Annotated in this window: 11 protein-coding genes and 1 riboswitch; of the genes, 5 read left to right on the forward strand and 6 right to left on the reverse strand. The window is 66.5% G+C overall.

Translation table 11 applies throughout. From position 1 onward, the window contains the following. Positions 1-10 precede the first annotated feature (10 nt). Positions 11-1849 carry an ABC-F family ATP-binding cassette domain-containing protein gene (locus tag ACT2B0_RS18215; protein ID WP_473459744.1) on the reverse strand — a complete coding sequence of 613 codons (1839 nt, stop codon included), beginning with the start codon at positions 1847-1849 and terminating at the stop codon, positions 11-13. A 6-nt stretch (positions 1850-1855) separates the two neighbouring features. Continuing rightward, positions 1856-2503: a thiamine diphosphokinase gene (locus ACT2B0_RS18220; protein WP_473459745.1), complete on the reverse strand. Its 648-nt coding sequence runs from the start codon at positions 2501-2503 to the stop codon at positions 1856-1858. Positions 2504-2636: 133 nt separating this feature from the next. Next, positions 2637-2757: riboswitch (TPP riboswitch) on the forward strand. Positions 2758-2847: 90 nt separating this feature from the next. Here ACT2B0_RS18220 and thiB point away from each other — a divergent pair. The 4 genes from thiB (at position 2848) to ACT2B0_RS18240 (ending at position 7846) form a co-directional block, all read left to right on the forward strand. Then, complete coding sequence (thiB, locus tag ACT2B0_RS18225) at positions 2848-3819, forward strand: thiamine ABC transporter substrate binding subunit (RefSeq protein ID WP_473466079.1); 972 nt, start codon at positions 2848-2850, stop codon at positions 3817-3819. Next, the gene (thiP, locus tag ACT2B0_RS18230; protein ID WP_473459746.1) at positions 3819-5420 is read left to right on the forward strand and encodes a thiamine/thiamine pyrophosphate ABC transporter permease; all 1602 of its coding nucleotides are present in this window, start codon (positions 3819-3821) and stop codon (positions 5418-5420) included. The genes thiB and thiP overlap by 1 nt, the downstream gene beginning before the upstream one ends. Next, on the forward strand, positions 5417-6157 hold the full coding sequence (thiQ, locus tag ACT2B0_RS18235; protein ID WP_473459747.1) for a thiamine ABC transporter ATP-binding protein: 741 nt from the start codon (positions 5417-5419) through the stop codon (positions 6155-6157). The genes thiP and thiQ overlap by 4 nt, the downstream gene beginning before the upstream one ends. A gap of 84 nt (positions 6158-6241) precedes the next feature. Next, positions 6242-7846, forward strand: a complete 1605-nt coding sequence (locus ACT2B0_RS18240) for a M48 family metalloprotease (protein ID WP_473459748.1) — start codon at positions 6242-6244, stop codon at positions 7844-7846. A 39-nt stretch (positions 7847-7885) separates the two neighbouring features. Here the strand turns inward: ACT2B0_RS18240 and ACT2B0_RS18245 are convergent, their stop codons facing one another. Continuing rightward, on the reverse strand, positions 7886-8755 hold the full coding sequence (locus tag ACT2B0_RS18245) for an RNA polymerase factor sigma-32 (protein WP_473459749.1): 870 nt from the start codon (positions 8753-8755) through the stop codon (positions 7886-7888). A 147-nt stretch (positions 8756-8902) separates the two neighbouring features. Between ACT2B0_RS18245 and ACT2B0_RS18250 the strand changes: the two genes are divergently transcribed. Next, complete coding sequence (locus tag ACT2B0_RS18250) at positions 8903-10693, forward strand: acyl-CoA dehydrogenase family protein (protein ID WP_473459750.1); 1791 nt, start codon at positions 8903-8905, stop codon at positions 10691-10693. Between the two features lie 44 nt (positions 10694-10737). On the opposite strand, the gene ACT2B0_RS18255 is transcribed toward ACT2B0_RS18250, so the two are convergent. From ACT2B0_RS18255 to ACT2B0_RS18265, 3 genes are read right to left on the reverse strand one after another with little or no spacing between them, the layout of a single operon-like run. Continuing rightward, entirely contained in the window at positions 10738-11991 is a 1254-nt protein-coding gene (locus ACT2B0_RS18255; RefSeq protein WP_473459751.1) for a sensor histidine kinase, read from the reverse strand. Positions 11992-12021: 30 nt separating this feature from the next. After that, on the reverse strand, positions 12022-12717 hold the full coding sequence (locus ACT2B0_RS18260) for a response regulator (protein ID WP_473459752.1): 696 nt from the start codon (positions 12715-12717) through the stop codon (positions 12022-12024). Between the two features lie 42 nt (positions 12718-12759). Further along, positions 12760-13293: a Spy/CpxP family protein refolding chaperone gene (locus tag ACT2B0_RS18265; protein ID WP_473459753.1), complete on the reverse strand. Its 534-nt coding sequence runs from the start codon at positions 13291-13293 to the stop codon at positions 12760-12762. Positions 13294-13409: the final 116 nt, after the last annotated feature.

A 13409-nucleotide genomic window follows, 5' to 3' on the forward strand; every position in this document is an offset into this window, starting at 1 on the left:
CGCACCGGTCCTACCCCTGCTCGACCGTCTCGCGCAGCATCTCCAGTTCCAGCCATTCCTCCTCCATGGCGGCCAGTTCCGCCTTCTTGCCGTCCAGCCTGGCGGCAATTTTGGCAAAACCGTCGGGATCGCGCACGTAAAACTCCGGGTCTGCCAGCCGGGCCTCCAGTTTTTCGATCTCAGCTTCGGCCTGATCGATCTTGCCCGGCAAGGTCTCGAGCGCGAATTTCTGCTTGTAGGACAGTTTCCGGGCCGGCTGTCTGGCTGGTTGCGGTCGCGCGGCCGATGCGACCGATGACGACGGGGCGCCGTCCGGCTTGGTCCCGCCTTTCTTGTCGCCGCCCCCAAGCGCAAAGCGCGCGCTGCCGCGCTGGGCAAGCATGTCGCTATAGCCGCCGGCATAGGCGACCCAGCGGCCGCCTCCCTCCGGGGCGATCGTGCTGGTCACCGTGCGGTCGAGGAAGTCGCGATCGTGCGAGACCAGGATCACCGTGCCGGGAAAGCCGGCGACGAGTTCCTGCAACAGGTCGAGCGTCTCCATGTCGAGATCGTTGGTCGGCTCGTCGAGCACCAGAAGATTGGCCTGCCGCGCCAGAAGCCGGGCCAGGATCAGTCGCGCCTTTTCGCCGCCCGATAATTCCCGCACCGGTGTGCGCGCCTGTTCCGGCGTGAACAGGAAGTCCTTCATGTAGGAAACGACATGGCGTTCCTCGCCATTGACCGACACCGTATCGCCGCGCCCGTCGGTCAGGAAATGCGCCAGGGTTTCGTTGGGGTCGAGCGCGTCGCGCCGCTGGTCGAGCGTGGCGATCTCCAGGTTCGCGCCGAGCCGGACGGTACCGCTGTCGGGCGCAAGCGCCCCGATCAGCATCTTCAAAAGCGTGGTCTTGCCGGCACCGTTCGGGCCGACCAGGCCGATCCGATCGCCGCGCTGGATACGGATCGAGAAATCATCGACCACGGGCGGACCGTCGAAGCGCTTGGCGATCGCCTTGGCCTCGATGACGAGCTTGCCCGAGTCCGCAGCGTCGCTGGCGACAAGCTTGGCCGCGCCCTCCGCGCCGCGATGACTGCGAAACCGCTCGCGCAGCGTGGTCAGTTCACCGAGACGGCGCACATTGCGCTTGCGCCGCGCGGTCACGCCGTAGCGCAGCCAATGTTCCTCGCGCACGATCTGGCGGCCGAGCTTGTGCTGCTCACGCTCCTCCTCCTCCAGGAGCGTGTCGCGCCAGGCCTCGAAATGGGCGAACCCCTTGTCGAGGCGCCGCGCCGATCCGCGGTCGAGCCACACGGTCGCGCGTGTCACCGTCTCCAGGAAACGCCGGTCGTGCGAAATCACCACGAGCGCGGAGCTTGTCCGCGACAGCTCGTCTTCCAGCCACTCGATCGTCGACAGGTCGAGATGGTTGGTCGGTTCGTCGAGCAGGAGAATGTCCGGCTCGGGGGCGAGGACCCGGGCAAGCGCCGCCCGGCGCGCCTCGCCGCCTGAAAGTCGATGCGGATCCGCATCCGCCTCAAGCTCAAGACTCTCGATCAGATAGGTCGCGCGATACGCATCGTCCGCCGGACCGAGCCCGGCCTCGACATAGGCCTCGACGGTGGAAAACCCTTCGAAATCCGGCGCCTGCGGCAGATAGCGGACCGTCACGGCGGGATGACGAAACACCTCGCCGTCCTGCGGTTCGACCAGTCCGGCCGCGATCTTCAACAAGGTTGACTTGCCCGATCCATTGCGTCCGACAAGCGCGATCTTTTCGCCCGGCGCGACCGAAAGCGTCACATCGTCGAGAAGTGGCGTGCCGCCGAATGTAAGACGAATGGCGTCGAGGCGCAGCAGCGGTGGAGCCATGAGCGGTCAGTCCGCCTTTCCCGGTTGCGGATGGGCAAGCAGCATCGCGCGCCCCGTGTCGAGAGACAGATGCAGCCGCCCGGCCACCTCGTTCGACAATGTCAGAGAGGACCCGAACGCGATCTCGACATTGTCGAGCGGCCATTTCGCGCCCTCAACGCTCAGGCCGGACAAGGCCGAAAACGCGAGAACGCTAAACAGCGTGCCGGGCGCGTAGTCGTAATGCGTGTCCGTCCCGGCCAGGAGCGGATGGCCCTCCTCAACGCCGCTTGTAAGCATGGTCGCCACGCCGCGTTCGGCCAGCCTGATCGCCGCAGACATGTGCAAAAAGGCATGGTCGGCGCGCGGACCGCCGAACGCGCCCACCAGAGCGAGCCCGCTCGCCCCCCTGGCCAGCGCCGCCTCGATGGCGAGTTCGCCGTCGGTCTGGTCCTTGTCCGGCGGAAAGACCTCGCGCGCGACCGTGCCGTGCCGGGCGATCTCGGCTTGCGAGACCGAATCGAAATCGCCGACCCACAATTCCGGCACGACCCCGAGCGGGGCCGCGTGGCGCATGCCGGAATCGGCTGCGATCACCCGCGCACCGGCAAGCTTGGCGTCGAGACGCGGCGTGCGGACCACGTCGCCGCCGAGAAGAATGGCAAATCTGCTCATGCCGAGCCCCAGTATCAAGGACCGGAGCCGAGAGGAAGCCCAGGTCGTCAACAAGAGCGTTCGCCAGGTCAGCAATCGACGGCACGGTGTTGTCGGCTGGCTTGCATGGGTCCGCGCAACGTCTTATGAAACCGGTGCTCTAACGGGGTGCCACGGCAGGTTTGCCGCGGCTGAGAGGCATTCGGGTCCGTCCCGGCCAACCCGCCGAACCTGATCCGGTTTGTACCGGCGGAGGGATTAGACGCTCCTTGCAAAGCGCCTGATTTCCCTTTCAACACCAACGAGAGGAGGCGCTCATGCGCGCACTGGGACCAACGACGATTTTAACGACCGGCCTGGCGGCCATGCTGCTCGTCCAGCCTGCGGTCGCGCAGGACGTCAAGGACAAGGTCACCGTCTACACTTATGACAGCTTTACCGCCGAATGGGGCCCCGGCCCGCTGGTGGAAAAGGCTTTCGAGGCCGAATGCGCCTGCGATCTGGAATTCGTCTCGGTCGCGGACGGCGTCGCGCTTCTCAACCGGCTGCGCCTGGAAGGCGATGCCGGCAAGGCCGATATCGTGCTCGGGCTCGATACCAATCTCGTCGTCGACGCCAAGCAGACCGGCCTGTTTGCCCCGCACGGGATCGACACCGGCAACGTCTCGGTTCCCGGCGGCTGGGCCGACGAGGTTTTCGTGCCGTATGATTACGGCTATTTCGCCATTGTCTATGACGGCGAAGCGATCCAGAACCCGCCAGCCAGCCTGAAGGCCCTGGTCGAGGGCGACAGCGAGGACAAGATCGTCATCCAGGATCCGCGCACCTCCACACCAGGCCTCGGCCTGCTGTTGTGGGTGAAGTCGGTCTATGGCGAAGACGCCGCCGCGGCCTGGGAGAAGCTCTCCGACCGCGTCCTGACCGTGACGCCCGGCTGGAGCGAGGCCTATGGGCTGTTCACCAGCGGCGAAGCGCCGATGGTGCTGTCCTACACGACCTCGCCCGCCTATCACATGATCGCCGAGGACACCGACCGCTACCGGGCGGCGGCGTTCGCCGAAGGCCATTATCTGCAGATCGAGATCGCCGGCCTGACCCGCAAGGGAGCGGAAAACCCGCTCGCGCGTGCGTTTCTTTCCTTCATGACCGGACCCGCCTTCCAGGATGTCATCCCCGAGACCAACTGGATGTTTCCGGCCGGAAAAACCGATAAGCCGCTCGATCCGGCCTTCGACAAGCTGGTTCAGCCGCAAGAGAGCCTGCTGTTCAGCCCCGAGGAGGTCGCCGAAAACCGCGACGCGTGGGTCGACGAATGGCTGGCCGTCATGAGCCGCTGATGACCGCCGGCCCTCCCCGGGCCGGCTTCGCCGCGCTCGCCTTCATCGCACTGCTCGTGGCGGGTGCGGGCGCCGGCCTGCTGTTGGAGGCGATGCGCGCGCCGCAGGCGCTTATCGTCGCGCCCGACGCCTATCTGCTGCGCGTTGTGCGCTTCACGCTGTGGCAAGCCCTGCTGTCGACCGTGCTGTCGGTCGTGCCGGCGATCTTCGTGGCGCGGGCGCTGGCGGGTCACCCGAATTTTCCCGGCCGCACCCTGGTGCTGCGGCTGTTCGCGCTGCCGCTCGCCCTGCCGCCGCTGGTCGCCGCTCTCGGCATTCTGGCGCTGTTCGGCCGTTCGGGCCTGATCGCCGATCTTTATGCCGCGCTGGGCGGCGGCCGCTGGCCGGGCATCTACGGTCTCGCCGGTATCCTGGTCGCCCACACCTTCTTCAACCTGCCGCTTGCCACGCGTTTCCTGTTGCAGGCGCTCGACACCGTACCGGCCGATCAGTGGCGCCTGGCCAGCCAACTCGGCATGAACGCCCGCGCCCGTTTTCGCTTCATCGAATGGCCGGCGATCCGCGCCAGCCTCGGCGGCGTGGCCGGCATCGTCTTCATGCTGTGCGTGACCTCCTTCACCATCGTCCTCGTGCTCGGCGGCGGGCCGGCCGCGACCACGCTCGAAGTGGCGATCTACCAGGCGCTGCGCTTCGATTTCGATCCCGCGCGCGCGCTGGTCCTGACCGGGTTGCAACTCGCCCTGACCGGATTTGCCCTCTATTTGCTTTTTCGCCTCGGCGCGGACCTGACTGCCGAGGCCAACCCCTCCGTGTCGGCGCGGCGCTTTTCGGCGCCCGGAACCGGCGAGCGCCTTGCAAATCTATGCCTGATCGTGCTCGCCGCAACCTATGTCGCCGCGCCGCTGGCGGCTGTTCTGGTCGCCGGGCTGCGGGCCGACCTGCCGCGCCTGGCCGGCGAGGCCGCCGTTCATCGGGCCGCCGCGACCAGCCTCATCCTGGCGGTCTGCGCGGCAACCTTATGCCTGATGCTGACTTACGCGCTCGTCAGGACGCGCCACGCGCTGGCAGGCGCGCGCGCGGCAAGCCCGGCCTCGCTCGCCGAACGCGCCATGGACCAGGGCGCCGGCCTGGTGCTCGTCGTGCCCCCGATCGTCCTGGGCGCGGGCTGGTTCATATTGTTGCGCCATTTCGCCGACGCCTTCGCCATCGCTCCGATCATGGTGATCACCGTCAATGCGGTGATGGCGATGCCGTTTGCGCTCAGGGCGTTGCGCCCGGCCCACGATGCGGCGGCCGAACGCCACGACCGACTCTGCGCCAGTCTGGGCATCACCGGCTTCACCCGGTTGCGGCTGATCGATTGGCCGGCGCTCAGGCGTCCATTCCTGACCGCGTTCGCCTTCGCCATGGCCCTGTCGCTCGGCGACCTCGGCGTGATTGCGCTGTTTGGCAGCGACCAGGTGCAGACATTGCCCTATCTGCTGTTTGCGCGGCTCGGCAGTTACCGTACCGCCGACGCGGCCGGGCTCGCACTGGTGCTTGCGGTCTTGTGTTTTGCTCTGATGCTGCTGGTCGACCAGCGCGGGAGGACCTCGTCATGACCGGCCCCGCCACCGGACCATCCGCCGACATCGTTCTCGACCGGGTGGGCTTCGCCTATCCCGGCGGTACCGAGATGGTCTTCGACCTGACCGTGCCCGCCGGACAGATCATGGCGCTGATGGGTCCCAGCGGATCGGGCAAGTCGACGCTTTTGTCGTTAATTGCCGGCTTCGAGACACCGCGTTCAGGCCGCATCCTGATCGGCGGCCGCGATATCGCGCCCTTGTCGCCGGCCGCGCGGCCGGTCACGATGGTGTTTCAGGAAAACAACCTGTTCGCCCATCTCGACGTCGCCGCGAATGTCGGGCTCGGCCGCGCGCCCAATCTGCGCCTCACCGCGTCCGACCGTGCCGACGTGGCCGACGCCCTTGCCCTGGTGGGCCTCGCCGGCAAGGAGAAGCGGCTGCCGCGCGAATTGTCGGGCGGCGAACGGCAGCGCGTCGCGCTCGCCCGGGTTTTCGTTCGCAATCGCCCGGTGCTGCTGCTCGACGAGCCCTTCGCCTCGCTGGGACCGGCCCTGCGCCAGGACATGCTCGCGATCGTGGCCGACCTTCAGCGAAAAACCGGCATGACGGTGGTCATGGTGACCCACAATCCCGACGACGCGCGCGCCATCGCGCCGCATCTCGCCTTCCTCGAAAATGGACAGGTGGTTGAAACCGGGGCCACGGACCACATGTTCTCACACAAGGGCGGCGCCGCGCTGGGGCGATATCTCGGCGACGCACGGTCATAATTGACGAATTTCGGTCCCGGTAACGGAAAGTTGCCCGCAAGCCGCCAAAATTGTACGCCACATCTGTGGCGTTGCAATAAAGGCATGCGTGCTATCGTTGATCATCGCGCATGGCCGAAACCGGTGGCGATCGGACGCGCCACACGTCGCGAGGCCAGGAAAGGAAGCGTTCTGTCCACGACAACTCAGCCAACCCTTGCGGGGCACGAATTAGTGTTTCCCGGCCGCTTGGCGCGCCGCCTTGCCGGCGTGCTTGCGCTCGCGCTGTGGGTTGGCGCGTGCCAGAGCCTGGACGGCGCCATAAGCGAACAGGCTTTCGTGCCGTCCACCAATCCGGTGACCGTCGACACGGTGACGCGCAACGACCGCATGGTCGAGCTGGCGCGCGCCCAGCATCCGCGCATCCTGGCAACCTATGGCGGCGAGTATTCCGATCCCAAGCTGGAGCGCATGGTCGCCAAGGTGGTCGGCAGCCTGACTCTGGTTTCAGACAATCCCGAGCAGACCTACCAGATCACCATCCTGAATTCGCCCAACGTCAATGCCTTCGCCCTGCCCGGAGGGTTCCTATACGTGACCCGCGGCCTGCTGGCGCTCGCCAATGATTCGGCCGAGCTGGCCGCCGTCATCGCACACGAAATGGGCCACGTCACCGCCAATCACGGCCTGCAACGCCAACAAAAGGAAGCCGAGGAACTGCTGGCCTCCAAGGTCGTCAGCGACGTGCTCGGCGGCAGCCAGGTAGCCAAGGCCGCGCTGGTGCGCGGCAAGCTGCGCTTGGCGCAATTTTCGCGCAACCAGGAATTGGAGGCCGACAAGATCGGCATCGGCATGATCGCCGAGGCCGGTTACGACCCTTACGCGGCGGCGCGCTTTCTCCAGTCGATGGCCTCCTATTCCGATTTCCGCAGCATAAGCGGCGCCACCGACGCCAGTCTCGACTTCCTCGCCTCGCACCCCAACGCGCCGCAGCGCATCGACCTGGCACGCGGCCATGCGCAGCGCCACGCGCAATCGGGCGCCAACGGCCGCGATCGCGATTCTTTCCTGAACGGGATCGACGGCATGCTGTTCGGCGACACGCCGGAAGAGGGTTTCGTGCGCGGCAACAATTTCCTGCATCCGCGGCTTGGCATCGCCTTCGCGGTCCCCGACGGGTTCGTGATCGACAACTCGGCCACCGCCGTCACCGCCGCCGGTCCCGGCGATGTCGCCATCCGTTTCGACGGCGTGACGCTCAAGCGCGGCGTGTCGCTGGAAGACTATCTGAAATCGGGCTGGGTCACCGGTCTCGATGCCAACAGCATCCGTTCCACCACAATCAATGGCAGCCAGGCCGCGACCGCGCGCGCGCGCGCGGAGGGCTGGCAGTTCCACATCGCGGTTTTTCGCGCCGGCGACCAGGCCTACCGCCTGCTGACGGCCGCGCCGCAGGCAAGCAGCGCGCTGATGCCGACGGCCAACACCGTGGCCGGCAGTTTCCGGATTCTCAGCGCGTCCGAACGGCGCAACCTCAAGCCGCTGCGCGTGCGGGTGGTGACGGTTCAGCCTGGCGAGACGGCGGGTTCGCTTGCCGCGCGCATGAGCGGCCTGGGCCGCGCGCTGGAAATGTTCCGGTTGTTGAATGCCATGCCGCCCGGAGCCGGCATCTCGGCAGGCGACCGGGTAAAGATTGTCACCGACCGCTGAGTTCTCCCGTACCGCACCAAGGCGGGAGCGCCGCCGCGCTCACCTTACGAACGGCGCTGCGTCCGGATAGCGCTCAAGCAGTACCGACTTCAGCTTCGCCAGGGCGCGGTTTTCGATCTGGCGCACCCGTTCCTTGGACACTCCAAGCCTGTCGCCAAGGCTTTCCAGCGTCGCGCCGCTCTCGTGCAGGCGCCGCCGTTCGATGATCTCGCGCTCGCGCGGGTCCAAAGCCTCCATCGCCTCGCGAAGCCAGCGGCTGTGACGCTCGCCGTCGATCATGCCGCCGACCGTCTGGTCCGGCAAAGGCGCGTCCGAAACCAGAAAATCCTGTCGTTCACCACCCGGCCCGTCTTCCCGCTCGCCAATCGGCGCATTTAGGGACTGGTCCGGCGCGGACAGCCGTGCATCCATCAGCGCGACGTCGGCCGCCGACACGCCGACCGCGTTTGCGATCCGGTCGAACAGCACCCTGTCGGGCACACCCGGCTCCATGCGCGCAAGCCTGGCGCGCAATCGCCTGAGACCGAAGAACAGAGATTTTTGCGAGGAACTCGTGCCGCTGCGTACGATCGACCAGTTGCGCAGGATATAGTCCTGGATAGAGGCGCGTATCCACCACGTCGCATAGGTCGAGAAGCGCACGCCACGGTCGGGGTCGAAGCGCGCGGCCGCCTCGAGCAGCCCGACATGGCCTTCCTGGACCAGTTCGCTCATCGGCAATCCGTAGCGGCGAAACTTGGCGGCCATCGAGATGACCAGACGCATATGCGCCAGAACGACCTCGTGCAATGCCTCCTGATCCTGACGTTCCTTCCAGCGAACCGTGAGCGCGTGTTCCCGGTCGCGCTGGAGATAGGGCGCCTTCATCGCCGCCCGCACCATGCTGTCATTCGCGATATGCCTGTGCATTCGACCCTCCGCTTGCGATGGCATGCGCCACGTTCTACGCTTTCGCGGCGGGCCTGGATCAGCGCCACTGCGGTGCGCTTGAGGCCCCCACGGGCGGGGGTCGATCGGTCTGTTGAATGCGAAACGCAAAATGACGTCATTCGTTGCATGATCACCATCGACCGGACCGACCTTGCCTTTCAACTGCACGATCTGCTCGACAGCGCACGGCTTGCCGCACATGCGCGTTTTGCGGACTATGACCGGGCCGCGATCGACGGCGTTCTCGACACGGCCGAACGGATCGCGATCGACCATTTCCTGCCGCACGCGGCGCTGCTCGACGCAAACGAACCTGCATTCGTCGACGGCAAGGTGAAGATGGATGACGCGGTGGGCGAAGCGTTGCGGCATTATCGCGAGGCCGGCTTCTTCGGCGCCGCCTTCGACCACGAATGGGGCGGCATGCAGATGCCGGAAACGGTCCGGCAGGCGGCAGCGTTCATGTTCATGATGGCCAATGTCGGCACGTCGGGTTATCCCTTCCTGACCGCCGGCGCCGCCAATCTTGTCGCCAGTTTCGGTAGCCCAACGCAAAAGGAGCTGTTCCTGCGCCCGATGGTCGAGGGCCGTTTCTTCGGCACGATGTGCCTGTCCGAACCGCAGGCCGGCTCCTCGCTCAGCGATATCACCACCAGTGCTGTGCCGGCGGGCGACGGCGAGTACCGGATTGCCGGCCGCAAGATGTGGATTTCGGGCGGCGACCACGAGATAGCCGACAATATCGTCCACATGGTTCTCGCCCGCATCGATGGCGCGCCGCCCGGCGTGAAAGGCATATCCTTGTTCATCGTGCCCAAATACCGTCTCGGGCCAAACGGCGAACCCGCAGAACGCAACGGCGTCGTCTTGGCCGGCCTCAATCACAAGATGGGATATCGCGGCACCACCAACACCCTGCTTCATTTCGGCGAGGATGAACCCGCGATCGGCTGTCTTCTCGGCGAGCCGCATCGCGGCCTCGCCTACATGTTCCAGATGATGAACGAGGCGCGGATCGGCGTTGGCCTCGGCGCGGTGGCGCTTGCGGCGGCGGGATACCGGGCCTCTCTCGCCTACGCCCGCGAACGCCCGCAGGGACGCCATCCCGACAGCAAGGACCCGGCAAGCCAACCGGTGGCCATCATCGGGCATGCCGACGTCAAGCGCCTGCTTCTGGCGCAGAAGGCGGCGGTAGAGGGGGGGCTCTCACTCGCCCTTTATGCGGCCGACCTGGTCGATCGTATCCGCGTGGTACAGGACGGGGAGGCACGCCGCGAAGACGAACGCCTGCTCGACCTGTTGACGCCGCTGGTGAAATCCTGGCCGTCCGAATACTGCCTGGAGGCCAACAAGCACGCCATCCAGGTGCTGGGCGGCTACGGCTATACGCGCGACTATCCCGTCGAGCGGCTTTATCGCGACAATCGGCTCAATCCGATCCATGAGGGTACGCACGGCATCCAGGCTATGGATCTCCTCGGTCGCAAGGTCACGCAAGCCGGCGGGACCGGCGTCAAAACGCTGGCCGAGCGCATCATGACCGACATCAAGATCGCACACGGGCTGGACGGGCTCACCGGTTTCGCCGAGACGCTGGCCGCCCATCTTTCCGAAACGGTCGCCACCACCGGCAGGCTTGCAGGAACGGTCGCGGAGAACCCGCGCCTGGGGCTCGCCAACGCCACGATCTATCTCGACATGCTCGGCCATGTCGTCATCGCCTGGATGTGGTTGAGGCAGGCGGTCGTCGCGGCAGGCAAACGCGCAAACGGCGAAGGCAACCCGGACTTCCTCGACGGCAAGCTTGCCGCCTGCCGCTATTTCTTCGTGCACGAGCTGCCGGCCGCCCGCGTCAAGCGCGCGCTGCTTGACAGTCTCGACGACACGACCCTGACGATGAAACCCGACTGGTTCTGAATGCCGACGGCGGGCGGGCGACAAACGCAGGCGCCGGTTTCCGCTCAGCGCGCATCCGGATACGGAAAGTCCACCACGAACCGCGCGCCGCCGCCTTCCGGCGTTTCGAGCCGAACGCGTGCACCGTGATGGCGGGCGATCTGGCGCACCAGCGACAGGCCGAGCCCCCAGCCGCCGGCCGTCTCGCCACGGCCTGCCGGCCGATAGAACGGCTCGAACACCCGCTCGCCTTCGCTCTCCGGGATCCCCCCACCGTGATCCTCGACGCTCAGCCGGACGAAATCGGGGGTCAGCGCGACGCCGACCGTCACCGGGCGGGCGCCGTGGCGCAGCGCGTTCTGCATCAGATTGCGCACCAGCCGGGTGATCAGCCGCGCATCGCCCGTGATCTGCGCGGGCGTGCCGCTGACCGGAATTTTTAGGCGCGCGCCCTCTTCTGTCACGAGCGCGAGGAGATCGAGCGTCTGGGGATTGTCGAGTCGCTCGAGATGGTCGAGCCGGCTTGCCAGCAGGATCTCGTCGACCAGTTCGTCGATCTCGGCCAGGTTGCGGATGATCTCCTGCTTTGTGGCCTCTGTCGGCGCACGCTCGTAGAGGTCGATCGCCATGCGCAGCCGGGCGAGCGGCGAACGCAGTTCATGACTGGCATTGGCGAGCAGGCTGCGGTGCGCCGTAATCAGATGCTCGATCTGGGCCGCGGCGCGGTTGAAGCTTTTCGCCACCGCGGCAACCTCGTCACTGCCACGGTCGTCGACGCGCGTCACCAGCGCGCCGTCGCCCCAGGCGTCGACCCCGTGGCGCAGCCGTTCCAGGCGCCGCGTCAACTGCCGCACGACCGGATAGGCGGCCAGGCCGATAACGCCGGCTATCAGCGCCAGATAGGGAATGGGGTTGCGGCCGGGAGGTCCGAAAGGCCGATCCATGCGCGCGGCCAGCGCGCGGCCGTCGGCAAGCCGCATGACGAAGACATGGTGATCCTCGCGCCGCGCATGCATGCCGCGCCGGTCCAGCACCCTGGCATCGATCGGCGCACCGGCGCGCGCCAGCACGACACCGTAGCGATCGAACAGGGTCAGGTCGGTGTCGAACGTCTCGGAAAGGCGTCTTAGCGTCGCCGCGATGTCTTCCGGCCTGCCGTCGGCGGGCAGGATCGCCGCCACGAACAGGTCGCGCTGTGCGCGCCAGCCGGTATCGCGCTCGTCCAGGCCGATCCGCACGACCACGGCAGCGACGATCGCCACCACGGCCAGGCTTGCCAGCAGGGTCACATATATCTTGAAAAAAAGACTGCCGCGCATGAGCCGGTTCCGATCGAGACAACGAGAAAGCTAGAGATCGTCCTGATAGCGCGCGAAAACATATCCGGCGCCGCGCACGGTGATAAGCCGGCGCGGATGTTTCGGGTCGGCCTCGATCGCGGCGCGGATGCGCGACACATGCACGTCGATCGACCGGTCGAACGCCTCCAGTTCCTCGCCGCGCGTCATGTCCATGAGTTGGTCGCGCGACAGGGTTCGTCCCGCGTTCCTCGCCAGCGCCAGCAAAAGGTCGAACTGGTGGCTGGTCAGCCTGCATTCGCTCCCGTCGAGCCTGGCCGCGCGCGAGCCCGGATCGATCTCCAGTCGCCCGAAGCGCAGCACGCGCTCGCTGCCGGCGGCGCCATGGCGCCGGCGCAGGATCGCCTTGAGCCGGGCCAGCAATTCGCGCGGGTTGAACGGTTTCGGCAAATAGTCGTCCGCACCGAGTTCGAGCCCGACGATGCGGTCTGTCTCCTCCCCTTTCGCCGTCAGCATCAGCACCGGAACGTCGGACACCGCGCGGATGCGCCGACAGGTCTCGAACCCGTCCATGTCCGGCAGCATGATGTCGAGGATGACGGCGTCGGGCGCCCGCCTTTGCAGGTCGGACAGCCCCTCCGCCGCGCTCGCCGCGCTTCGCACGGCGAAGCCGTTCCCGGTCAGGTAGTCGGCCAGCATGGCGGACAGGCGGGTGTCGTCGTCGACGATCAGAACCTGTTCCGCCATGCCCGGCCTCCTTCCACGACCGCCGGCCCCAGAGCCGTCCGGTTAGCGGCGATGACGCCCGCCGCGCTTGTTCATATGCTCGGCCAGTTTGGCGCGCTGCTCCGGCGTCAACACCTCGGCGGCGTCGAGCAGGGCCGCGGTCATCCTGCGCGAGGCCTCGTCCATCGCCTGCACCCTCTCGCTGCGCAGCTTTTCGGCCGCTTCGCGATCGATGGTCGGCGCGCTGATGATATTGACGATATCCGCGTGCGTGTCACGGAATTCGCGGAACATCGGCCGCATTTCGGCGCGCGCGGCGTCGATGATCTTCCACAATTTGTCCTGCTGCTCGTCCGTCGCGTCGATCTGGTCGAGCATGTTGCCCATCCGCCGTTCCATCATGAAACCGCCCATGCCGCCCATGCCGCCCATATGGCCGTTCGAAGCCCCGAAACCACCGGCGGCGGCGGCCACCAGTCCGGTGCCGGCGATCGCGGCCAGAGCCAACCCGCCCACGACCGCGCCACGCATCCAGCCGCGCGAACGCGGCGCGCCGTCGTTGATCGAATCGTCGAAATGATGCTTGTCGTCCTGCATGGTCCCGATCCTCTGTTGGGCAGCACTGTCGCTGCAATGGGATCAGACTAGGCGGCCAACGTTTCCCGCCTTACCGGTGGTTGTAAAGAAGTGTGAAGCCGCATCGTGCCCGTGCG

The sequence above is a fragment of the Nitratireductor sp. J20-h4 genome (genome assembly GCF_056780505.1).

What these genes read in the sequence shown, in the direction of transcription:
- ACT2B0_RS18245 (WP_473459749.1), bottom strand. Translation starts at nt 8,755, where the DNA reads ATGCACAGGCATATCGCGAATGACAGCATGGTGCGGGCGGCGATGAAG.
- ACT2B0_RS18240 (WP_473459748.1), top strand. Translation starts at nt 6,242, where the DNA reads ATGCGTGCTATCGTTGATCATCGCGCATGGCCGAAACCGGTGGCGATC.
- ACT2B0_RS18220 (WP_473459745.1), bottom strand. Translation starts at nt 2,503, where the DNA reads ATGAGCAGATTTGCCATTCTTCTCGGCGGCGACGTGGTCCGCACGCCG.
- thiB (WP_473466079.1), top strand. Translation starts at nt 2,848, where the DNA reads ATGCTGCTCGTCCAGCCTGCGGTCGCGCAGGACGTCAAGGACAAGGTC.
- ACT2B0_RS18260 (WP_473459752.1), bottom strand. Translation starts at nt 12,717, where the DNA reads ATGGCGGAACAGGTTCTGATCGTCGACGACGACACCCGCCTGTCCGCC.
- ACT2B0_RS18250 (WP_473459750.1), top strand. Translation starts at nt 8,903, where the DNA reads ATGATCACCATCGACCGGACCGACCTTGCCTTTCAACTGCACGATCTG.
- thiQ (WP_473459747.1), top strand. Translation starts at nt 5,417, where the DNA reads ATGACCGGCCCCGCCACCGGACCATCCGCCGACATCGTTCTCGACCGG.
- ACT2B0_RS18215 (WP_473459744.1), bottom strand. Translation starts at nt 1,849, where the DNA reads ATGGCTCCACCGCTGCTGCGCCTCGACGCCATTCGTCTTACATTCGGC.
- ACT2B0_RS18265 (WP_473459753.1), bottom strand. Translation starts at nt 13,293, where the DNA reads ATGCAGGACGACAAGCATCATTTCGACGATTCGATCAACGACGGCGCG.
- thiP (WP_473459746.1), top strand. Translation starts at nt 3,819, where the DNA reads ATGACCGCCGGCCCTCCCCGGGCCGGCTTCGCCGCGCTCGCCTTCATC.
- ACT2B0_RS18255 (WP_473459751.1), bottom strand. Translation starts at nt 11,991, where the DNA reads ATGCGCGGCAGTCTTTTTTTCAAGATATATGTGACCCTGCTGGCAAGC.